We start from the raw sequence: 20006 nt of genomic DNA on the forward strand, positions 1-20006 counted from the left end.
ACAAAGTTGTACGTTTTCCTGCTGGGGGTCAGCCGTGATCCTCCAGCGCCAGCAGATACTGCTTGGCCTCAAGCCCGCCGGCGAACCCGGTCAAGCCACCCGACGCACCAATCACCCGATGGCACGGCGCAACAATCGAAATCGGATTGCGCCCGTTGGCGGCGCCGACGGCACGCACGGCCTTGGGGTTGCCTATCTGCGCAGCGATCTGGCTGTAGCTGCGGGTCTCTCCGAACGGGATGGTCAACAGCGCCTGCCAGACTTTCTTCTGGAAGTCGGTGCCGGCGAAGTCCAGTTCCAGCTCGAAACGATTGCGGGCACCGGCGAAGTACTCCTTCAACTGTCGCTCGGTCTCCAGCAGTACCGGGCTGTTGCTGGCTTCTTGCAGGGCACCCAGGCGAACGCGATTGGGCCGCTCTTTTTCCCAGAGGATGGCGGTGAGTTTTCCGTCACGGGCCACGAGGGTCAGTTGGCCGACGGGGGAGGGCATGTATTTGTATTCGTAGGACATGGTCGGGCTCCTTGAGTGGGTATGGCTCTACTGTAGATGGGCCGGCCCAGGGTGGAACTACGTTTCTTGCGGTCGAATTCGCGAACGACTTAGAAGTTCCAGTAAACCCAATCGGCGTAATACGGATACCAATAAAACCACGAGAACCAGTACAGCGCCTTGAGTACCGATGCCGTGCCAATGACAAAAAATGAAGCGATGTTGAGCAGCGTGATGATCACGGCAAATACGGTTACACGCCGACTGGCATGCAGTTGGGCAAACCGGGCGCCATAAACGGAGGCCGTGATGGACGCCAGCACCAACACGAGTCCCAGCGCAAAGGGCAGCCTGAGGAACGAGAGCAGCAGAGGAGCGATCAGCACCCAGCCCAGTACCTTGCGCAGTACGGGGCTGGGCGTGCGGTGTGAGGGAGGGAGCATTGCGCGGTTCCTTGAAGTGCTGTTACCGGTCTTGTTGCAATACCTTGAGGGCAGCAGACGCAAGAAAGCCCGAACGGCTTTTTTCTTCCGGATGATGCAGGACGTATTCGTCAATGCGGTTCAGCAGATAGCCGGGCAACGTGATATTGAGTTTCTGTGCCTTGCCCAGGTACTTGGTCACATCAATATCCACCACCGCCCACGTGCAGCCGGCATATTGCGGGTTGGCGGCATGGAGGGTGACTTTCTGTGCTGTAGGAATGGGCGCACCGTCTTCTGCGAGGATCTCGAAGTGGCCTTCGATCGCTTCGCGGGCCATGGCCATGGCGTCGTCCAGATCATCTCCAGCTGAGAAGCAACCGGGAATGTCCGGGACTTCCACACCCCAGGCATGGTCCTCGTCACCGGTTGAAATTGCGATTGGGTACAGCATGTTTGTTGTCCTCCACGAACGTGTTAGCTGAGCAGAGCTTGTTTCAAAATGCTCTTTGCGGTCTTGTCCAGCAGGTCCTTTTTAGGATGGGGAATCGTCACCAGCCCCGGCTTTGTCGGGTGCTTGAAATGATGATGGCTGCCTCTGATTCGCACCAGATACCAGCCATCCGCAACGATGTGTCCTATCAAATATCGGCTGTCCACAGCACCTCCTTGTGGTGTGTGTTGGTGGAGACTATAACCACTGAAAATAAATTATCAACACTCTACCTACCAGCGGTCGATGACCGGTGTTTCTGTAGGGCGCGTATGTAGTGTATGAGCGCATGGGGACGGTGCCCGGCGGAGGTATTGCGAGGTTTTTCGAGAGAACAATCAGGCTTTCTGACGAGCCTGCAGCAACTCATCAATTACCGTGAGAAATGCCGTGACCATCAAGCTGCTTGCGCCGCTACGCGTAAGAACGAGCAGCCGTGCATACGCTTCCGCGTCCACCAACGGCCGATACGTCACGCCCTTGTTCATCAAACTCTGCGTACATTCCGGCACCAGCGCCACACCTTGTCCCGCCGCCACCAGTGCAATGATCGAGGTAATTTGCCGTCCCGACGGCCCGGCCTTTAGTGGCAAACCTTTGTGCCGATAAAGCTGCTCAATGGACTGGTTAAGCCCCGAGCCATAATCGGCTGGGAACAGAATCAACGGGTACCCACTCAACTGCGCCAGGCTGACCTCGGCCTGGTTGGCCAACGGGCTGTCGCTGGACACCGCCGCCACCAGCCGCTCCTCACCCAACGACAACGCTTGCACCTCAGTCTGACCGTCCTGGGGCAGTAACCGGCTCAAGCCGATATCCAGGCGGCCATCAGCCACCTGTGCGCCCAGGCTGCCGGAGGCGCATTCCACCAGCGTCAGTTGCACATCGGGAAAGCGTTGGGCGAAGGCTTGAATCGCCTGGCTGAACAAGTCCGACAGGGCTATCGAACTGACGTAACCCAGCGCCAGTTGCCCGGCGGCACCCGCCGCCAGTTTGCCCGCGATGACTTCAGCGAGGTCGACCTGCTCCAGCACCGCCCGTGCGTAGGGCAGGAACGCGCGCCCCTGGGGAGTGAGCGAAACCGTGCGACTGGTGCGGTCGAACAGGCGAAATCCCAGCTCAGTCTCCAGCGCGGAAATCTGCCGGGTCAACGGCGGCTGGGCCAGGTGCAGGCGAATGGCCGCTCGGCCGAAGTGCAATTCTTCGGCGACGGTCAGAAAGTAACGCAGCTTGCGTAGGTCGAGCATCCTGGCCCCAGGGTATTGATCGGTTCGAAATCGGTATTGGTCTCGGGTGTGCGGGTCATTCTATAAAGGCCTCAGATAATAAAACGAGAGGTTTCATGAAACCGCGCCTGCATTGTGCCCGTCTTGCCCTGTTCCTGTGTGGCTGCGCGGCGTTTCTCAACCTCTACGCCACCCAGAGCATTTTGCAGACCCTTGCCGCCAACTTTGAAGTGAGCGCCAGGGCGGCCGGTTGGAGCATTACCGTCACCACCTTGGCGGTAGCGCTGACCGCGCCCTTTGTCAGCCGCCTGACCGGGCGTTTTGAGCAACGCACGGTGATCTCGGCGGCCTCGCTGTTGCTGGCGTTGCCGGCTTTGATGACTGCCTATGCCAGCAGCTTTGCCGAACTGCTGGTGTGGCGCTTTATCGAAGGCATGCTGATCCCCGTGGTGTTCGCCACCAGCGTGGCCTACATCGGTGATCGCTGGCGCGGCGGCACCGTCACCGAAGTCACCAGCCTCTACGTGGCCGGCACCGTGCTCGGCGGGTTTGCCGGGCGCTTCGTCACCGGCGTGATGACCGAGTACGTCGGCTGGCGCGAAGCCTTTGAACTGTTGGCAGTGTTGAGCCTGATGGTGGGCGGATTTATCCAGTTCCTGCTGCCGGGCAATCCGCCCCGAGTCGCACGACCTTCAACCACCTGGGCCGACGTGCTCGGCACGCCGCTGCTGGCAGCCTACGCCGTAGGATTTTGCGTGCTGTTCTCCCAAGTGGCGACGTTTACCTACGCTGGCCTTTACCTCAGCCAAGCCCCGTTCGACCTTGGCCCGGCGGCGCTGGGCACGATCTATATGGTGTTCCTGCTGGCCCTGGTGGTCATTCCCGTTGCCGGGCGCCTGAGCAAATCCCGCCCGCAATCCGAACTGCTGACGGCGGCTGCGGTGCTTGGCGTTTGTGGCTCGGGCCTGACCTTGCTGCCATCCCTGTGGTGCGTCGTATTGGGCCTGGCCCTCAGCTCCACGGGCGTGTTCCTCGCCCAGGCCGCCGCCAGCGCCTTCACCACCGCCACCGCTCGCCACAACAAGGCCGGCGCCGTGGGCCTGTACCTCACCTGCTATTACCTGGGCGGCAGCTTCGGCGCCATCGTCCCGGCGCTGATCTGGGGGCGTTGGGGTTGGGTGGGGTGTGTGGCGCTGATCATCGGTTTCCAGCTACTGTCGTTGCTGATCGCCCTGGCGGGCTGGAAGCCCCTCCAACCTGAACTGAGCAAGACCTCATGAGCGATGCCGTTGCCCTGCCGGTACCCGAGACTTCCGCCCGTCGCCGCTCGTTGATCGCCGGCTGCAGCGCCCACGCGATTCACGATGGCCTGACCGATGTGATCTACGTGCTGCTGCCGATCTGGCAAGCGCAGTTCGGCATGACCTACGCCCAGGTCGGCCTGCTGCGCGGTGCCTATTCCGGGATGATGGCGGTGTTTCAGTTGATGGCCAGTCGTGCCGCCAAACGCTGGGGACGCACGCCGATGCTGGTGGGCGGCACGGCGCTTGCCGGTGTTGCCTATCTGTTGGTGGGGCAGGCGACCGGGTTGGGCATGTTGTTGCTGGCGCTGCTGTTGGGCGGGCTGGGGGCGAGTACCCAGCATCCGCTGGCTTCTTCGATGATCACCGACACCTACGAGAGCGGTGGTGGGGTCAAGGAAGCGCTGTCTCAATACAACTTCTCCGGGGACATTGGCAAAACCCTGGTTCCCGGGCTGGTCGGTCTGTTGCTGACCGTCATCAGCTGGCGCGCGAGCGTCACGCTTCTTGGAGTGTTGGGATTGGCTGCGGCGGGGTTGCTGTGGTGGCTGATCCCAACGCAGGCAGCGGCGTCTGCTTCCGGCAAAACCGCCAAGACCTTGATCGGAAGTGGCTCGGTCAGCGGTCTGCGTGCGCTGATCGTCACGGGCACACTCGACAGTGCCGTGCGGATGGGCTTTCTCACGTTTCTGCCCTTTCTTCTGAAAGCTAAAGGCGCCGGCACTGCGGGCATCGGTCTCGCGCTGACCATGCTGTTTATCGGCGGCGCCTTCGGCAAATTGCTCTGCGGCTACCTCGGCGCACGCATCGGCATGATGAAAACCGTGTGGCTGACGGAAACCGTCACGGCGCTGTTGATCGTCGCGGCGGTGTACCTGCCGTTGAGCGGGTTGATGGTGATATTGCCGGTGTTGGGGCTGGCGTTGAATGGCACCTCTTCGGTGCTGTACGGCGCGGTGCCGGATCTCGCTGGCGCAGGTAAACGAGAGCAGGCGTTTGCCGTGTTCTACACCGGCACCATCGGAGGTGGCGCGTTGGCGCCGGTTCTGTTTGGCGGGCTGGGGGACTTGATGGGCGTGCCGGTGGCGGTGATGGTGCTGGCGGGGATGTTGTTGCTGACGTTGCCGTTGGCGTGGGTGGTGCAGCAGGGCTGCTCACTCAAATAATCGAATGATTGGCGACATGCCCCGGCTGTGCTTGCAGATCGATACCCAGTGCGTGAAGCACCTTGAGTACCGTTTCGAAGCGGGGCTTTGCTCCAGGGGCAAATGCCTTGTACAGACTCTCACGGCCCATGCCGGTATCGGTCGCGACCCGCGCCATCCCGCGAGCTTTGGCCACGTACCCGACGGCCCTGAGGAACTCCTCATTATCGCCGTCGGCCAGAACTTGAGAAAGGTATTCGCTGATGGCTTCATCACTGTCGAGCAGTGCCGCCATATCAAATGTCGTCAGTGTTTGGCTCATGATCAAACTTCCTTTGCCAGTTTTTTTGCTCGCCGGATGTCGGCGTCTTGTGAGGATTTGTCGCCACCGGCCAGCAAGACGATGACGGTTCTTCCTCGCTGCGTGAAATACACTCGATAACCTAGACCGATATCTACGCGCATTTCCGAGACACCATTGCCTACCGTCTTTATATCGCCCAGATTGCCAGCAGATGCGCAATCGATGCGCCGGGCGATGGCGATTTTTGCGCGTAAATCACGTATTGCTGAATGCCAGGTAATGAAGGTCTGCGTTTGCTGGACATGATAGTTCACGGGTTCTCACTGTATCCATATGGATACTGGCTGGCAATAGGCATGAGCACGTGCGCGCGGCGCGGTTAGGCGCAGGAGAATGATGTGAGTAAGGCTAAGGATTCAAATGGTCTCTTGTTGCGAGCGATTGCAGTGTCGAAGTCTCTTGCAGATCCATCAAGGATGCGATCCGCTGCGCATCCTCCGGCGTCGCCGGGTTGTACACCACCATATTCAGATCCTTGCGCCCATCGACCGCAAACACCGAATACTCAAATTCGATCGGCCCCAACACCGAATGGCGTATCCGCTTGATGCGATCACCATGGGCGCCCTGAACATCGTTTTCGCTCCACATCGCCTTAAATTCAGGGCTGCGTCGACACAGTTCATCCACCAGCGGCTGCACCTGCTCCGCCGCGCCTGAGCGCGCCGTATCAATCCTGAAAGCCCCCAACACAAACCGCGCCACGCTTTCCCAGTCGTATTGGGCCGCGCGGGAATTGGGATCAAGGAACATGAACCGCAGGATATTTCGCTGTTCCGGCGCCTGGGATCCGTAGTCCATCAACATGACCGTCGCCGCCTGGTTCCAGGCCACCACGTCCCAGGTCGCCGTACGCAGGATCGCGGCGCTGGGGTTCAAGGCATCCAGTACCCGTTGCAGGCGTGGCGTCACCGTTTCGTTTTGCTGGTAGCGCACTTCGGGTGGGCGTCCGAAGGCCAGCAGGAACAGATGCTCGCGTTCGATATCGGTCAACATCAGCGCATGGGCAATCCGCTCCAGCACTTCCACCGACGGCGCGCCGCCACGGCCCTGTTCGAGCCAGGTGTACCAGGTAGGGCTGATGTTCGCGCGTTGGGCCACCTCTTCGCGGCGCAAACCTGGCGTACGCCGTCGTGCCGATGAGAAGCCGAATGCCGCCGGATCAAGCCGGGTACGTCGGTCTTTCAGATAGCTGCCCAACTGGTTTGCGCTCATAGCCTGTTAGCCTCTATACCCTGATAACTTCACTACTTTACCCGTATAGGGCAAGCGCACAGATTAGTCTCTGAATACACACGGAGATACGGTTCATGCGCATATTTATAACGGGTGCCAGCGGATTTATCGGGTCGGCTGTCGTCAAGGAACTGATCGCGGCGGGCCATCAGGTGCTGGGGTTGTGCCGCTCGGATGACAAGGTGGCAGCGCTGGAGGCCGCCGGGGCTCAGGTACATCGTGGGTCGCTTGAGGACCTGGGAAGCCTCAAGTCTGGTGTTGCCCAGGCGGATGGCGTGATTCACCTGGCGTTCAATCACGACTTCTCGAAATTCGTCGCGAACTGCGAGGACGACCGCCGGGTTATCCAGGCGCTGGGAGAGGCACTTGCCGGGTCGGATCGACCGCTGATCATTACCTCCGGTGTCGGAATTGCGAGCACCGTGCCGGGGCAGTTGGCGACGGAGGATGGTGCGGTGGTTACCTCAGCGCAAATTCCTCGTGCAGCGTCGGAAGAAGCGGCTAACGCTGTAGCCGCGACGGGGGTGAATGTGTCGGTGATGCGTTTGCCTCAAGTACACGACACCGTCAGGCAGGGGCTGGTTAGCCCGGTGATCGAGTTGTATCGCGAGAAGGGCGTTTGCGCTTACATCGCCGACGGGAAAAACCGTTGGCCGGCGGCACATATTCTGGATGTGGCTCGGCTCTACAGGCTGGCGATTGAAAAGGCCGAGCCGGGCACGAGGTATCACGCGGTGGCGGAGGAGGGTGTGTCGCAAAGGGAGATTGCCGAGGTGTTGGGGACGCGGCTAGGGTTGCCGGTTAAATCCATTTCGGCGCAAGAGGCTCAGGGGTTTTTTGGTTGGTTGGCAAGGTTTACCGCTCACGATATGCCTGCATCCAGTGCGATCACGCGCAAGAAGTTGGGATGGGAACCGGTGGGGCCGGGGTTGCTTGCGGATCTTGCGCAGTTGGAGGGCTTTTAAGGTCGAATTGCTGGAGGGCAGATTACTAATGTTTTCGAGAACGGGTTTGTTTCATTAGTCGTTGTTTCTCCAGCATTCCAACGTCAAGGAATAGCGCTTCGGCTGCTTGCTGCGTCTGAGACCGCCTGCAAGACGATGAAGCTTTTTACCTCGGCAAATACGTCCAACGTCGCTTCCCAGAGACTCATCGCCAAGGCTGGTTTTTTCCAAGCGGGGTTATCGAGAACCCGAATGAGGATGATCCGGAGCTGGTTTATTTCAAACGTATTCGGTGAATGAGACGGGCCGTTTGATCATTGTGAAACACCACGCTTGAGGCCTGGCTTAGTGTTTGCCGGAGTTGTGTGCTCCTAACACACGATGCAACTCCCCCGCGACAGCAAGCAGTTGCTGTTCCAAGGCTTCCACATCGGATGCGTTGATCCTGTCATTGATGACAGGCAAGGTTTTCGCCCGCTTTTTCGGGGCGGTTACTAGGTTATGTGCATCCTGGGAGACCAGAGCCTGGCGCAGAATGTTATTGATCACCGTCTGATAGCCCGTACCGGCGTTTTCGGCGCATGTGCGTGCTGCATCGATCACGACGTCATCCAGCATGATGGTGATGCGTGTCTTGCCTTTGTTGCCTGCAATAGCACCGCGCTTCCCTGAGCTGAAATCGTATTCGTCTTTCATGGTTCAAACCTCCAGATACTGGCGTCGTTCACTTTTGGATGCGAGCCTTGCACTGATGATGCGTACGAAATTCGGATCACGGTAGGTGTAGGCCACCACCAATATTCGATCCTTTGCATCTTTGCCCACGACTACCCAGTGTTCTTCATCGTGGTCGCGGTCTTCTATCATCAATGCTTTAGCGTCGTGAAATACCGGTTCAGCATCGGCCAGGCTTACACCTCTGTGCTTTAGCTGATTCAGTGTGTTCTTGGTGTAGTCATGCTGGATTCTGAAGGTTTTAATTATGCATATTTTATATGTATGAAAAGCGATTGATTGGGGGATGAATCTTGAGGGAAGGGATGACGGATTTCCGTCGGTCGACGCTGATGCGCCCGGTATGAGGGGGATGCTTAGTGTGTAGGGAAGGTGAGGAACCAAGGGGGGGATTGTTGAGCGCAGCTATCTGGAAGAGAGATCTTGCGGCTTTGCCTACACAACCATCAGAATCGTCCCGGTTGTACGCCTTGGGCGACGTCTTTAAGGTTCGTCAGCCGCTGCCCATCAGCGGTCGGGTTTAGTAGCCCGATTTGATCAACGGCGTATGGCTGTGCCATTTTTCAGACGTTTGAATGTCTGGTCTTTATGGTGGCTGTACGCGGGGCGCCTTTGGGCGCGCCGGTTTCGTTGATCAACCGGTCTACTAACCCGCGTATAGCCGCCACCCTTTGTTTAGTAGCTTCGGAAGGTGGTCCTAACCGAGGATCAACAGATGTGTACTGGCTCGTATAACTCACCCACATTGATTCGACGCCCCCAATCGCTGTCGGATTGCTGGCGTTGCAGTTGGCGCTTTGACGAATGATCGGTGACGGTGATGCACGCATTTAAAGTGTTTGGCGCTGGATTTAGCGTGGTGTCGGTCTTGGCCATCGGAGTGATTTTAAACGGTGGAAATGCCTTTGCCCTGGATGCCACAAAACCCCCAGGCAACAACCTGCCCAACCTGAGCCGTGCGTACGTTCTTCAGGATTTCAATGCGCAAGGTCAGCCAGAAGAAATAGCGCTAGGCGAAAATCTTCAGAATGCCTATTTCTACACAAACTGTTATCGCTCATCGGGATGCCATCAAGGCGTGCCGGAAGGAGCGCTGGTATTCAACACACCCTCGGGTCTTAACGCGACGCCCAACAGTCACTATCCCCGGGTTGAACTGCGGGCAAAAAGAGAGTTCACCGCAGGTAATGTGTTTGATAACACCCAGTCCGGCGAGCTTTACGTGGTGCAAAATCCAAGCACAAAATCGATCATTTTTGCCCAGATACATGGCGACAAGGCGGGAGGTTCGGAGCTGCTGAAGCTTCGCTGGGAAGGTGGCTCGATCATCGCCGGGACCAAAACGCGCTATGGGCAGAAGGAGCAACGGACAGTATTGCTGAAGGGGCTCGAGCTTAACGACAAGCTGAATTACAAGATTGAGGTCAAGGGCTCCGAGGGTGGCATGGTGCTGCTGGTTTCGGCTGCGGCGAATGGCAGGCAGGCCAGCCGGGAATTCGATATTCCGCCATCGGGTTGGCAGGGCATCAATCTGTATTTCAAGGCCGGGAATTACAACCAGACCGCTGAGCAGGACGGCGGGGCAGCTATTGTTGCGTACACCTCCCTGGATGTGGGTTACCAGTAGCAGTGTGCGCCGGTTCAGAGACTCCCCGGCCCAGCAACCTGCGTACAGTTTCACCCTATCTGCGTAGTACTGCGTCAGTAATGCCGAGTAAAAAGATTCGTTCCCCCTCGCTCCATTAGCGTCCGACGTCGTTGTAAGACACTTCTCGTTGTTCGCGCCTCCATTGAAGTTCTCCACGGTGATTGCCTATGTTTGATGGCATCAAACCAAGGAGGAATGACCATGCCTCGAAGTGCCTTAGCAGAAGATGGATATCTGCATTACATGCCTCGTGTGAGCCAGACTCATTGCGTCGAAGAGCTCGCAGAATTACGTCGAGAGTTTGAACAGTTAGAGCCGGATGAGTACGCCCCGCCTGGAGTAAACAGGTTTCGACGGTATGGCAACGGAGTCATTCTTCTCTGGCAAGACACGCATGAAGGCCACTGGTTGCCAATCGTCAAAGATGGGGCAGGCCACGGACGCGCAGGTTACGACCAAGGCGGTAACAATCCGGATCACGCAAATATTCGCTACTTTCACGCGTTGAGTGATGCGGTAAAAAACAATCGCGTACTACTCGACCTGATCGATGAAGATTTTTCCCTGACGTTCTGGCAGCATCCTGGCCAGCCCCTTCCTATCTATTTTGGGGTGCATTTTGTAAAACTCACGTCCGCGAGTTCGGATCAGCCAGGTATAAGCTCACCGAACTTTTTTCACCAGGATGGAGAGCCCTTCACGTTTGCGCACTTGATCTACCGTTCTTCGAACATGACGGGTGGCATCAATTTTATTGGGCATCCGGAAATCCGAAACATGCTGTTCGAGGACGCGCGGGCAAGTCAGATTTTGGCGGAGTTTACCCTTTCACAGCCTCTCGATAGTTTTGTCGTTCATGATCCGAAGGTTTCGCATTACATAAGCCCGATCAAGAAACTTGACGACGCCTCTCCCGGAGTCTGTGAGCGTTGTATTGTTTTGGTTGATTTCTCGCCAACCATTCAGAGGATATGACGGTGCAGGCGTTGAGCTCGATATTACCCATCTTGATTGCGTTGGGAATAGGCTATCTATCGAGCAAACTCTTGCTCCCGGATAAAGTTGTTGCCCGATTGGTCAGTCTGATCAGCCCTTTGGTTTGGGGGCTACTTTTTCTGATAGGCACTGAGTTCGGCGAAGTGGTTTCTTCGCTGGATGCGGTTGGCTATGTGCTCAAGACATCTTCGCTTGTCGCGGTCGCAACAACAGTGGTGCCTTGCATGCTGCTGCTGGGCTTGGCGGCTTTGAGAGGGGCTGGACGAGAACCAGGCAGGGTTGCCAGTTTCGATATGCATGGCGCTGCTGCTCCTCTGAAAGAGTGCTTTATTGCGCTGCTGATGGTGGCCTTGGGCGTGTTGTTCACATATGCAGAATCAACCGTTGCAAGCTTGTGGCTTCCACCCAGCAACGTGATGTTAATGGTACTGATCTTCTTGGTGGGACTCGACTTGTCGAGCATCAAGTTAGGTCGTGACTGGATCTCATGGGGCGTTCTATGCGTTCCGATTGCCGTGGTCATTGGCTCAATATTGGGAGCCTATGCGGTTCATTTCATCACTGGCGAAGATATCCGTTTGCTCCTGGCACTCTCGACGGGATTTGGATGGTTCACGCTATCCAGCGTCCTGGTCGGAGGGCTGTCCGGAGAAGTTCATGGCGCTACGGCATTGCTCGCAGACCTGGGGCGCGAACTGATCGCGATCGCTTTACTGTACCTGGTCGGTGGCTTCCACCCAAAGGTCGGTATTGCCGCCGCTGGGGCAACCGCTCTGGACTCGACGTTACCGATCGTGCGCCAAACCTGCCACTGCGACACGCTGCCTACCGCTCTCATGAGTGGTTTGATTCTGACGGTGTTAGCGCCCTTTTTTATAACCTTCTTTCTGACCGCATGACGTGACCTCTTACTGGAGGAAATCATGACTCCACGATTTTCAGGAGAAAAACCGAGTCTGCAACCATCAGCATTTAAAAGTCTCACGCTCGGCCCGATGCTTGCCGCGTTTGAACAGCTGCTGATGTGTATCAAAACTCAGCCCAAGGCGTTGATCCCGGTGGCTATGTTCCTGTCGCTGGCGGGGCCTGTCCGGGCGGAGCCAACGATTATGGAAAATGTGCGTGGTTATACCGTGAGTGGAGGCGGTCTGATGCGTTTTGATGCGTTGGCCTTTGATGCGTCGGGCAAAGTGATTTGCGTCGGTATGGCGGCCGATCTTGCTGGCAAGCATGCATTGGCGACGCGCATCGATGGTAAGGGTGCGTCCCTCTTGCCTGGGTTGACCGATGCGCACGGCCATATCAAATGGCTTGGAGAGTCCCTTCGAAGCATTGCTTTACGGGGCTCTCCAACACTGGTTGATACGCAGGAGAGGCTTCGGGTATTCGCTGCAGCGCGCCCCGGCGCCCGTTGGCTGACCGGCTCAGGCTGGAACCACGTTACCTGGAAGTTGGGGCGGTTTCCGACGGCTGCCGAAATTGATAAGGTCGTTGTCGATCGACCAGTGTGGCTAATTCGGGTGGATGCCCATGCCGGATGGGCTAATACCAAGGCGATGCAACTGGCGGGTATTACTAAGGACACGCCTGATCCGAAAGGCGGACGTATCGAACGGGATGCAGAAGGTAACCCGACAGGTGTATTTATCGACGCCGCTATGGGGCTGGTCGCGGATATTATTCCGCTGCCTGACGAGCAGGAGCGAGAGGTCGCGTTGCAGGCTGCATTGGAGCATCTCAATGCACAAGGCCTGACATCTGTGCACGATGCAGGTGCTGATAGGCAGATGATCAAGACGATGCGCGGTTTTGCCGATCGCGGCCGGCTTCCGTTACGTGCCTACTCGATGATCAACGGTGCGGGGGATGATTTCGCGGTGTTGTCCCAGGACGGCCCTTTGATCGGCTACGGCGATGATCGTCTTACCATTCGTAGCGTCAAGCTTTATGCCGATGGCGCTTTGGGAAGCCGTGGTGCGGCGCTGTTTGAGCCATACACCGACGACCCAACCAACAAGGGGTTGCTTTTTGAAAGCCGGCAGGAGATGAAGCACAAGATTGAGTCGGTACTGAAAGCCGGCTTTCAAGCTAATGTGCATGGCATCGGTGATGCTGCCATCAAGCAGGTCATGGATAGCTTTGAACAGACCTACGCCACAGTCGGTGGGCGCGCCTTGCGTAACAGGATCGAGCATGCGCAGGTGGTTGATGTGGCGCAGATACAGCGCTTTATCGATCTAGGGCTGATTGCATCGATGCAGCCTACACATGCTACCAGCGACATGAATATGGCTGAGGACAGGGTGGGTGTCGAACGGATCAAGGGGGCTTATGCCTGGCGCACTCTGCTTAACCAGGGAACGAAAATTGCGGCAGGGTCAGACTTCCCAGTCGAATCTGCCAATCCGTTCTACGGCATACATGCTGCCGTGACTCGCTCGGATCATGAGGGCAACCCCTTGGCTGGATGGCACCCTGAGCAGGCCATGACCCTCTTCGAGGCTTTCCGTGCATTTACGCTGGATGCAGCTTATGCAGCCCATCAAGAAGCTACCCAAGGCAGCATTGAGCCCGGAAAGTGGGCCGATTTTATCCTGGTTGATCAGGACATTTTTGCCGTCAGCCCGGCAGACATCTGGAGGACACGCGTCCTGCAGACTTGGGTTGGCGGGAAGAAGGTCTATCAGGCGATTGAATGAGCCCGGTTCGACCGTTTAATTTCCAAATCCCACCCATAAAAAAACCGGACACCAAGGACCGGTTTTTTTACACATCCCCCGTCAAAACCAGCCTGACGCAGGAGCAAAATCTGAGTGGAGCGGGTAGAGGGAATCGAACCCTCATCTAAAGCTTGGGAAGCTTTCGTTCTACCACTAAACTATACCCGCTCAGAGCGGCTGACTTTGTACCAGATGTGCTCGCGGATTTGAAGTTTTTCTTCGAAAATTCTGTGTTTTACGTGCCAACGGTCGATCGTGGGCAGGCGGCCCCCCTGGGAAATCCGGCCCGCCCACAACCCCACCGCTCATACGGCAAACGCATGCTGTGGCTGTGACGCGTGGTACCGCAACCGGCTTGGCTGCTGCTCCGGTCTCAAAAAGCCCATCAACGCCTCCCGGCTATCCCGGCACGCGGCCTTGTGCTCCATATCCAGAAAGTGCCCGGTTGCCTGAATCGTGCCGAAGCTGCTTTTCGCAATATGTTGCCCAAACAGCTTGGCATCCTGGGCACTGGTGTACTCGTCCCATTCGCCGTTCAAGAACAACACCGGTATATCAATCTGTTTAGCGGCCTTGAGGTAGCACAGCCGGTCGCTGTTGAGCACGTGGCTGATGTGAAAGTGCATCTGCCCATACTCGTGCTCGGCCAGGCTGCTCACGTGTTTGTGATTGAAGCGTTTGAACAGCGACGGCAGGTGTTTGCCGATGGTGCTGTTGACCAGGTGGCCCACGCGGTCGCGGTCGAGGTTGCCGAGGTAGTCGACACCGCGCTCCAGGTAGTCGCGCATCGGGGCGTTGATCACCGGGGAGAACGAGCTGATCACGGCCTTTTCCACACGGCGCGGGCGGTGGGCGAGGGCGACGAGGGTCGCGGCGCCGCCCCAGGAAAAGGACAGCACGTGTTCGGCGGCGAAGTGGTCGATGAGTTCCAGAAGGATCTGGCCCTCGACTTCTTTCGTCAGCATATGCTCGTGGCGGTTGTGGATTTTGGAGCGGCCAGCGTAGGGCTGGTCATACAAAACCACGTTGAACGTCGGGTGCAGGCTTTTCACGGTCTGGGCGAAAGACGCAGTGGTGGCCATTGAGCCGTTGACCAGGATGATGGTCTTGGCTGCTGCGTCCGCGCGATAGAACTCCGTGTAAACCCGATACTGACCCTGTATATCCAGCACAGCGATTTCTGGCCTCATGTCGTAAGACTCCTGGCAAGCGGGTAATGCGCGCAGATCACTCTGCACGAGCTTTGTGACAGGTAGGCATACGCCTGGAAGTGAGGGCCCATGTCGATCCGGTACTGGCTGGCCGACGGGTGTTGTTATGGCGGGCAATTTGCCGTGAGAGGCCCGCAGGTCAAGCGTGCGGACGGGCAAAGTGTTTCTTGTAGGTAGGGGTGACTCGCCAGTCAGATTGCGGCTGGCTGGGTTGATTCAAGCATCAGGGATGCCAGTTCGCCAGTCGATGGCGTGGGTTTTTGCCATCATCGGCTGAACGGTCATCAGACCTGTTGGATTTCAGCCTCTGTAAGCGCCCGGTAATGGCCTGGCGCAAGGGCTGCGTCCAACTCCAGCGGTCCCATGCGTTCGCGGTGCAGGCGTATCACTTTGTTGTCGAAGTGCCCGAACATGCGCTTCACCTGGTGATAACGCCCTTCAATGATGCTCAGGCGCGCCGTTCTGGGGCCCAATAGTTCCAGTTCCGCCGGTTGGGTGGTGAGGTCTTCAAAGGCGAAGTACAGGCCGGCGGCGAAGGTGGCCGCGTATTGCGGGCCGATGTCCTGCTCGGTCTCGACGTAGTAGACCTTGGGCAGTTTGGTTTGCGGCTGGGTCAGGCGGCGCGACCACTGGCCATCGTTGGTGATCAGCATCAGGCCGGTGGTGTTGAAATCCAGACGACCGGCGATGTGCAGCTCGTGCTTGTCAGGTTCATCCAGCAGGTCGAGCACCGTGGGGTGTTGCGGGTCGGACGTGGCGCTGACGCAGCCCTGGGGTTTGTGCAGCATGAAGTAACGCGCGGGTTTGCCGGCTTGCAGCACTTCGTCATCCAGCAACACACGGCTGAACTCGCTTACCGGGTGGTGCGGATCGCTGGTGGCCTGGCCGTCGACGCTGATCCGCCGCTCCACCAGCAACAGGCGAACCTGTTTACGGTTGAAACGGGGCAGGTTGCTGAGGAAACGATCTACGCGCATTACGACCGCTCGTTGCCGCGCAGTTGTTCGTCCACCTGAGCACAACGCGGGCACAGGCAGGCTTTATTGCGCAGTTCCGCCGGCAAGGCTTCGAGCACTGCGGGGTCGATGCTGACGGAATAGCACCAGCACGCCTGGTCGGCAGTGCGCGGGTCGGCCAGGACGCAATCGTTGCGGGCGCCGCAGGCGGGGCAGAGGGTTGGCGTGGTCATCGGTCGGTTCAGGCTGTATCGGACAAGGTCCCGGTGAAACCCGGTGTGCCTTGCACGATACAGCCCCGCCGCGTTATTGCAAATCACGCTCCAGCACCACCACCCGTTGGCCTGCGCCAATGCCGCTGCCGGGCTGCACCGGAATTTCCCGCACGGTACCGGCGAACGGTGCGACTACCGGGATTTCCATTTTCATCGACTCCAGGATCACCAGCACATCTCCCGCCGCCACGCGTTCGCCAGCGCTGACCTGCACTTGCCAGAGATTGCCGGCGATGTGGCTGTCGATGCTGTATTCGTTGGCCTGCAAGGGCGTGTCTGCGCCCTGTGGTGCGGCGAGTTCCTCGCTGTCGAAATGCGCCTGGCCGCTGGCGATCCAGCGTTCGCGTTCGGCGTTGAACGCGCGCTGCTGTTGCCCGCGAAACGCGCCGATGCTTTCGGCTTCCTGCGCGAGAAAGGCCTGGTAATCCGTCAGGTTCAACTGGCTGTGTTCGATGCTCAGTTCAAACCGCCCAAGGGGGAAATCCCGGCGTATCTGCACCAGCTCATCGGCGCTCACCGGGTAAAAGCGGATCTGGTCGAAGAAGCGCAGCAACCACGGTTTGCCATCGAACGCGGCGACTTCCCGGTAGCGGTTCCACATCTGCAAGGTACGCCCGACGAACTGATAACCGCCGGGGCCTTCCATGCCGTACACGCACAGGTAGGCGCCACCGATGCCCACGGAGTTTTCGGCGGTCCAGGTGCGTGCCGGGTTGTACTTGGTGGTGACCAGGCGGTGACGCGGGTCCAGCGGCGTGGCCACGGGCGCGCCGAGGTAGACGTCGCCCAGGCCCATCACCAGGTAGCTGGCATCGAACACGGTGTGGCGCACTTCGTCGAGGTTGGCCAGGTCGTTGATGCGGCGGATGAACTCCAGGTTGCTCGGGCACCACGGGGCATCCTTGCGCACGGTGGTCATGTATTTTTCGATCGCCAGTTGGCAGGCCGGGTCGTCCCAGGACAGTGGCAGGTGGACGATGCGCGACGGCACTTGCAGGTTTTGGCTGGCGCAGACGGCGTGCCATTCGGCGGTGATCAGCGCCAGGAGGTCGGCGAGGGTAAGTTGTTCGGGCTGGTAGTGGATTTGCAGGGAGCGGATGCCGGGTGTCAGGTCGATGACGCCGTGCAGGGCTTGTGCTTCGAGGGCTTGCATCAGGGCGTGGGCGCGAAAGCGCAGCACCAGGTCGAGTTCCGGAGCGCCGATTTCCAGGAGCAGGTGGGTGTCGCCGGCGAGGCGGGCGACCAGGCGGGTGTCGGCCTGGCCGATGTCCAGAACAACAGGCGACCTGATCATTCCCACGCTCTGCGTGGGAATGCATACTGTGACGCTCTGCGTCATTGCGTCGACAGCGGGACGCGGAGCGTCCCAGGCGGCATTCCCACGCAGAGCGTGGGAACGATCCCATTTCAAGGCGAGGTCTCGGGCGGTCTTGATATCGACGGGGGTGAAGCAGATTTTGTCACCCGCCTTGAGCTGGCCCAGCCGCCACAAGTCCGCCTCGATCACTGTCACCGGGCATACAAACCCACCCAGGCTCGGGCCATCGGGACCGAGGATCACCGGCATGTCCCCGGTAAAATCCACCGCACCGATCGCATAGGGATTGTCGTGAATATTCGACGGATGCAACCCCGCCTCACCGCCATCCGTACGCGCCCACAGAGGCTTCGGCCCGATCAACCTCACACCCGTGCGGCTGGAGTTGAAATGCACTTCCCACTGGGTGGCAAAGAACGTCTCGATGTACTCGGGCTTGAAGTATTCCGGCGCGCCGTGGGGGCCGTAGATCACCCGCAGTGTTCGCACCTCGCCAAGCGGTTCAGGCACTAGCGTATTGCCGCAACTGAGATCCTCCAACGGCAGTAAGTGCAACACATCACCCGCCCGCAAAGCCCGCCCGCCATGCCCACCAAACTGGCCAAGGGTGAAGGTACTTTTGCTTCCCAGATAATCCGGAACCTGCAGCCCGCCGCGCACGCAAAGGTAGCTGCGAGCACCGGCCCCGGCGATGGTGCCCAGGTTCAAGGTTGCGCCCGCCGGGATCAGCAACGCGGTGTTCATCGGTACCGCTTCATCATTCAAGCGCAGCACAATGTCTGCACCCGTCACCGCCACCACCGCCGCACAATTGAAGCGCAGCAACGGCCCGCTCATGGTGATTTCCAGCGCAGCGGTGCCCTCGGCATTGCCCAGCAGGCGATTGCCCAGGCGCAGCGCGCGACTGTCCATCGGCCCCGACGGCGGCACGCCTACGGCCCAGTAACCGAGGCGCCCCGGATAGTCCTGCACACTGGTTTGCGTGCCGGCGCTGAGCACTTCAAACGTGTTGGCGTGGTACACCAAATCTTCAAGGCAGCGCGTCCACGGATGGCCACTGGCGAACGGTGTAGCGAGCAGAATCTGGCGCAGATAATCGCGGTTGGTTTCCACGCCGTACAGTTGGCTGTTGCTCAGGGCTTGATGCAAATCCAGGCGTGCCTGTTCGCGGGTCGGCGCCCAGGTGATGAGCTTGGCGATCATCGGGTCGAAGTAGGGCGGAATCTCGCAACCGGCCTCCACCCACGTGTCGATGCGCAGGCCTTCAGCGACCGGGAAGTCCACATACGTCAAAAGCCCCGGGCTTGGCTGAAACTCCCGGCCCGGATCTTCGGCGTACAGGCGTGCCTGAATCGCGTGGCCGTGAGGCTTCAGTTGCAGTTCCCGCAATGGCGGCATTTCCCCGGCGGCCAATTGCACCATCCAGCGCACCAGGTCCACGCCCCACACTTGCTCGGTGACGCCATGTTCCACCTGCAACCGGGTGTTCACTTCCAGAAAATAGAAGCGGCCATCGGCGCTATCAAAGATAAATTCCACGGTGCCGGCGCTGCGGTAATTCACTGCCTTGGCCAGGGTGATGGCGGCACGGCACAGCTCATCCGCCATGCCGTCGGGCAGGTTCGGCGCCGGGGTTTCTTCAAGCACTTTCTGGTTGCGCCGCTGCACCGAACAGTCGCGCACGCCGAGGGCGATCACCTCGCCGCAGCCGTCACCAAACACCTGCACTTCCAGGTGCCGGGCGTGCTGGATGTACTTCTCGATAAACACACCGGCATCGCTGAAATTGTTCTGGCCCAGGCGTTTCACCGCCTCGAAACAGTCGCGCAATTCATCGGCGCTTTGGCACACGCGCATGCCGATCCCGCCACCACCGGCGGTGCTTTTAAGCATGATCGGATAGCCCACGGTTTCCCCGGCCAGTAGTGCGGCGTCGAGGCTGTTGAGCAGCTCGGTGCCTTCGAGCAGCGGGATGTTGTGCTGCCTGGCCAACGCGCGCGCGGTGTGCTTGAGGCCGAATACCCGCAGCTGTTCCGGCGTCGGGCCGACGAAGGCGATGCCTGCTGTTTCGCAGGCTTCGGCGAAGGCGGCGTTTTCCGATAGAAAGCCATAGCCGGGATGAATCGCGGTGGCGCCACACGCCTTGGCCGTGGCGAGGATTTTCTCCACCGACAAATAGGTGCCGGCCGCCGCGCCTTCGCCCAGGCTGTAGGCCTCATCCGCTTGCTGGATATGCAGGCTCGCGGCATCGGCTTCGGAATACACCGCCACGCCCTTGACCGAAAGCTCACGCAAGGTGCGCAGGATGCGGCAGGCGATGGCGCCACGGTTGGCGATCAACAGTTTTTCGAACATGGCAAAACCCCGCAGGCCGATGAGTGCTCGGCCTTGTCCTGGGATGCGGGCCGTCCCGCAAATGTGGATGGCGCTGCGGTCGTCCGCAGCGCATGCAGTCAGTGTGGGAGGTGGAGTGTGGGAGCGGGCTTGCTCGCGAATGCGGTGGTTCAGTCAATACATCAGTCGCCT

General features: G+C 58.8%; 21 protein-coding genes, 1 tRNA gene and 1 pseudogene. 8 read left to right on the forward strand and 15 right to left on the reverse strand.

Annotation, left to right across the window (positions count from 1 at the left end; genetic code table 11):
- Nucleotides 1-28: 28 nt before the first annotated feature.
- The 5 genes from ACW9I6_RS15080 to ACW9I6_RS15100 form a co-directional block, all read right to left on the reverse strand.
- Nucleotides 29-511, reverse strand: coding sequence for a methylated-DNA--[protein]-cysteine S-methyltransferase (locus ACW9I6_RS15080; protein ID WP_003212078.1), 483 nt, complete (start codon nt 509-511; stop codon nt 29-31).
- An 89-nt stretch (nt 512-600) separates the two neighbouring features.
- The gene (locus ACW9I6_RS15085) at nt 601-933 is read right to left on the reverse strand and encodes a hypothetical protein (protein ID WP_003212076.1); all 333 of its coding nucleotides are present in this window, start codon (nt 931-933) and stop codon (nt 601-603) included.
- Nucleotides 934-955: 22 nt separating this feature from the next.
- Nucleotides 956-1366 (reverse strand): type II toxin-antitoxin system HicB family antitoxin, encoded by a 411-nt coding sequence (locus tag ACW9I6_RS15090; protein ID WP_003212074.1) that lies wholly within the window; start codon nt 1364-1366, stop codon nt 956-958.
- 23 nt (nt 1367-1389) lie between these two features.
- Nucleotides 1390-1572 (reverse strand): type II toxin-antitoxin system HicA family toxin, encoded by a 183-nt coding sequence (locus ACW9I6_RS15095; RefSeq protein ID WP_003189411.1) that lies wholly within the window; start codon nt 1570-1572, stop codon nt 1390-1392.
- A 171-nt stretch (nt 1573-1743) separates the two neighbouring features.
- Nucleotides 1744-2652 (reverse strand): LysR family transcriptional regulator, encoded by a 909-nt coding sequence (locus ACW9I6_RS15100; RefSeq protein WP_003212072.1) that lies wholly within the window; start codon nt 2650-2652, stop codon nt 1744-1746.
- A 95-nt stretch (nt 2653-2747) separates the two neighbouring features.
- Between ACW9I6_RS15100 and ACW9I6_RS15105 the strand changes: the two genes are divergently transcribed.
- Nucleotides 2748-3911 (forward strand): MFS transporter, encoded by a 1164-nt coding sequence (locus ACW9I6_RS15105; protein WP_003212068.1) that lies wholly within the window; start codon nt 2748-2750, stop codon nt 3909-3911.
- A complete protein-coding gene (locus ACW9I6_RS15110; RefSeq protein ID WP_003212066.1) occupies nt 3908-5098 on the forward strand; it encodes an MFS transporter in 1191 nt (396 codons plus the stop codon). Before ACW9I6_RS15105 ends, ACW9I6_RS15110 begins: the two co-directional genes overlap by 4 nt.
- On the opposite strand, the gene ACW9I6_RS15115 is transcribed toward ACW9I6_RS15110, so the two are convergent.
- The 3 genes from ACW9I6_RS15115 to ACW9I6_RS15125 all read right to left on the reverse strand — a co-directional run bounded on the left by ACW9I6_RS15115 (nt 5091) and on the right by ACW9I6_RS15125 (nt 6656).
- Nucleotides 5091-5399, reverse strand: a complete 309-nt coding sequence (locus ACW9I6_RS15115) for an addiction module antidote protein (protein WP_003212064.1) — start codon at nt 5397-5399, stop codon at nt 5091-5093. The genes ACW9I6_RS15110 and ACW9I6_RS15115 overlap by 8 nt on opposite strands.
- 2 nt (nt 5400-5401) lie before the next feature.
- Nucleotides 5402-5695 (reverse strand): type II toxin-antitoxin system RelE/ParE family toxin, encoded by a 294-nt coding sequence (locus ACW9I6_RS15120; protein WP_003212063.1) that lies wholly within the window; start codon nt 5693-5695, stop codon nt 5402-5404.
- 94 nt (nt 5696-5789) lie between these two features.
- Nucleotides 5790-6656 carry a helix-turn-helix transcriptional regulator gene (locus tag ACW9I6_RS15125; protein ID WP_003212061.1) on the reverse strand — a complete coding sequence of 289 codons (867 nt, stop codon included), beginning with the start codon at nt 6654-6656 and terminating at the stop codon, nt 5790-5792.
- Nucleotides 6657-6751: 95 nt separating this feature from the next.
- Between ACW9I6_RS15125 and ACW9I6_RS15130 the strand changes: the two genes are divergently transcribed.
- Nucleotides 6752-7642, forward strand: coding sequence for an SDR family oxidoreductase (locus ACW9I6_RS15130; protein ID WP_008437811.1), 891 nt, complete (start codon nt 6752-6754; stop codon nt 7640-7642).
- 33 nt (nt 7643-7675) lie between these two features.
- Nucleotides 7676-7917, forward strand: a pseudogene (locus ACW9I6_RS15135) (GNAT family N-acetyltransferase); the annotation flags it as partial.
- A gap of 49 nt (nt 7918-7966) precedes the next feature.
- Here ACW9I6_RS15135 and ACW9I6_RS15140 read toward each other — a convergent pair.
- Both ACW9I6_RS15140 and ACW9I6_RS15145 read right to left on the reverse strand, forming a co-directional pair.
- Nucleotides 7967-8317: a BrnA antitoxin family protein gene (locus ACW9I6_RS15140; protein ID WP_008437812.1), complete on the reverse strand. Its 351-nt coding sequence runs from the start codon at nt 8315-8317 to the stop codon at nt 7967-7969.
- A 3-nt stretch (nt 8318-8320) separates the two neighbouring features.
- Entirely contained in the window at nt 8321-8602 is a 282-nt protein-coding gene (locus ACW9I6_RS15145; protein WP_457339502.1) for a BrnT family toxin, read from the reverse strand.
- Between the two features lie 574 nt (nt 8603-9176).
- Between ACW9I6_RS15145 and ACW9I6_RS15150 the strand changes: the two genes are divergently transcribed.
- The 4 genes from ACW9I6_RS15150 (at nt 9177) to ACW9I6_RS15165 (ending at nt 13699) form a co-directional block, all read left to right on the forward strand.
- Complete coding sequence (locus ACW9I6_RS15150; RefSeq protein WP_177008972.1) at nt 9177-9983, forward strand: polysaccharide lyase family 7 protein; 807 nt, start codon at nt 9177-9179, stop codon at nt 9981-9983.
- A 222-nt stretch (nt 9984-10205) separates the two neighbouring features.
- The gene (locus tag ACW9I6_RS15155; protein WP_457339498.1) at nt 10206-10979 is read left to right on the forward strand and encodes a 2OG-Fe dioxygenase family protein; all 774 of its coding nucleotides are present in this window, start codon (nt 10206-10208) and stop codon (nt 10977-10979) included.
- Complete coding sequence (locus ACW9I6_RS15160; RefSeq protein WP_043225584.1) at nt 10976-11899, forward strand: lysine exporter LysO family protein; 924 nt, start codon at nt 10976-10978, stop codon at nt 11897-11899. The genes ACW9I6_RS15155 and ACW9I6_RS15160 overlap by 4 nt, the downstream gene beginning before the upstream one ends.
- Nucleotides 11900-11923: 24 nt before the next feature.
- Nucleotides 11924-13699 (forward strand): amidohydrolase, encoded by a 1776-nt coding sequence (locus ACW9I6_RS15165; RefSeq protein WP_457339499.1) that lies wholly within the window; start codon nt 11924-11926, stop codon nt 13697-13699.
- Nucleotides 13700-13814: 115 nt separating this feature from the next.
- Here ACW9I6_RS15165 and ACW9I6_RS15170 read toward each other — a convergent pair.
- From ACW9I6_RS15170 to uca, 5 genes are all read right to left on the reverse strand, one after another.
- Nucleotides 13815-13888: transfer RNA gene (locus ACW9I6_RS15170), tRNA-Gly, on the reverse strand.
- 137 nt (nt 13889-14025) lie between these two features.
- Nucleotides 14026-14910, reverse strand: a complete 885-nt coding sequence (locus tag ACW9I6_RS15175; RefSeq protein ID WP_003212046.1) for an alpha/beta fold hydrolase — start codon at nt 14908-14910, stop codon at nt 14026-14028.
- 305 nt (nt 14911-15215) lie between these two features.
- Nucleotides 15216-15908: a pseudouridine synthase gene (locus tag ACW9I6_RS15180; protein WP_003212044.1), complete on the reverse strand. Its 693-nt coding sequence runs from the start codon at nt 15906-15908 to the stop codon at nt 15216-15218.
- Nucleotides 15908-16120: a cysteine-rich CWC family protein gene (locus tag ACW9I6_RS15185; protein ID WP_008437822.1), complete on the reverse strand. Its 213-nt coding sequence runs from the start codon at nt 16118-16120 to the stop codon at nt 15908-15910. The genes ACW9I6_RS15180 and ACW9I6_RS15185 overlap by 1 nt, the downstream gene beginning before the upstream one ends.
- A gap of 73 nt (nt 16121-16193) precedes the next feature.
- Nucleotides 16194-19835, reverse strand: a complete 3642-nt coding sequence (gene uca, locus ACW9I6_RS15190) for an urea carboxylase (protein WP_457339500.1) — start codon at nt 19833-19835, stop codon at nt 16194-16196.
- Between the last annotated feature and the right edge of the window lie 171 nt (nt 19836-20006).

Source organism: Pseudomonas sp. SDO5522_S412, assembly GCF_054071215.1.

What these genes read in the sequence shown, in the direction of transcription:
- ACW9I6_RS15080 (WP_003212078.1), bottom strand. Translation starts at nt 511, where the DNA reads ATGTCCTACGAATACAAATACATGCCCTCCCCCGTCGGCCAACTGACC.
- ACW9I6_RS15150 (WP_177008972.1), top strand. Translation starts at nt 9,177, where the DNA reads ATGCACGCATTTAAAGTGTTTGGCGCTGGATTTAGCGTGGTGTCGGTC.
- ACW9I6_RS15140 (WP_008437812.1), bottom strand. Translation starts at nt 8,317, where the DNA reads ATGAAAGACGAATACGATTTCAGCTCAGGGAAGCGCGGTGCTATTGCA.
- ACW9I6_RS15100 (WP_003212072.1), bottom strand. Translation starts at nt 2,652, where the DNA reads ATGCTCGACCTACGCAAGCTGCGTTACTTTCTGACCGTCGCCGAAGAA.
- ACW9I6_RS15160 (WP_043225584.1), top strand. Translation starts at nt 10,976, where the DNA reads ATGACGGTGCAGGCGTTGAGCTCGATATTACCCATCTTGATTGCGTTG.
- ACW9I6_RS15180 (WP_003212044.1), bottom strand. Translation starts at nt 15,908, where the DNA reads ATGCGCGTAGATCGTTTCCTCAGCAACCTGCCCCGTTTCAACCGTAAA.
- ACW9I6_RS15105 (WP_003212068.1), top strand. Translation starts at nt 2,748, where the DNA reads ATGAAACCGCGCCTGCATTGTGCCCGTCTTGCCCTGTTCCTGTGTGGC.
- ACW9I6_RS15115 (WP_003212064.1), bottom strand. Translation starts at nt 5,399, where the DNA reads ATGAGCCAAACACTGACGACATTTGATATGGCGGCACTGCTCGACAGT.
- ACW9I6_RS15155 (WP_457339498.1), top strand. Translation starts at nt 10,206, where the DNA reads ATGCCTCGAAGTGCCTTAGCAGAAGATGGATATCTGCATTACATGCCT.
- ACW9I6_RS15110 (WP_003212066.1), top strand. Translation starts at nt 3,908, where the DNA reads ATGAGCGATGCCGTTGCCCTGCCGGTACCCGAGACTTCCGCCCGTCGC.
- ACW9I6_RS15085 (WP_003212076.1), bottom strand. Translation starts at nt 933, where the DNA reads ATGCTCCCTCCCTCACACCGCACGCCCAGCCCCGTACTGCGCAAGGTA.
- ACW9I6_RS15090 (WP_003212074.1), bottom strand. Translation starts at nt 1,366, where the DNA reads ATGCTGTACCCAATCGCAATTTCAACCGGTGACGAGGACCATGCCTGG.
- ACW9I6_RS15130 (WP_008437811.1), top strand. Translation starts at nt 6,752, where the DNA reads ATGCGCATATTTATAACGGGTGCCAGCGGATTTATCGGGTCGGCTGTC.
- ACW9I6_RS15185 (WP_008437822.1), bottom strand. Translation starts at nt 16,120, where the DNA reads ATGACCACGCCAACCCTCTGCCCCGCCTGCGGCGCCCGCAACGATTGC.
- ACW9I6_RS15175 (WP_003212046.1), bottom strand. Translation starts at nt 14,910, where the DNA reads ATGAGGCCAGAAATCGCTGTGCTGGATATACAGGGTCAGTATCGGGTT.
- uca (WP_457339500.1), bottom strand. Translation starts at nt 19,835, where the DNA reads ATGTTCGAAAAACTGTTGATCGCCAACCGTGGCGCCATCGCCTGCCGC.
- ACW9I6_RS15165 (WP_457339499.1), top strand. Translation starts at nt 11,924, where the DNA reads ATGACTCCACGATTTTCAGGAGAAAAACCGAGTCTGCAACCATCAGCA.
- ACW9I6_RS15125 (WP_003212061.1), bottom strand. Translation starts at nt 6,656, where the DNA reads ATGAGCGCAAACCAGTTGGGCAGCTATCTGAAAGACCGACGTACCCGG.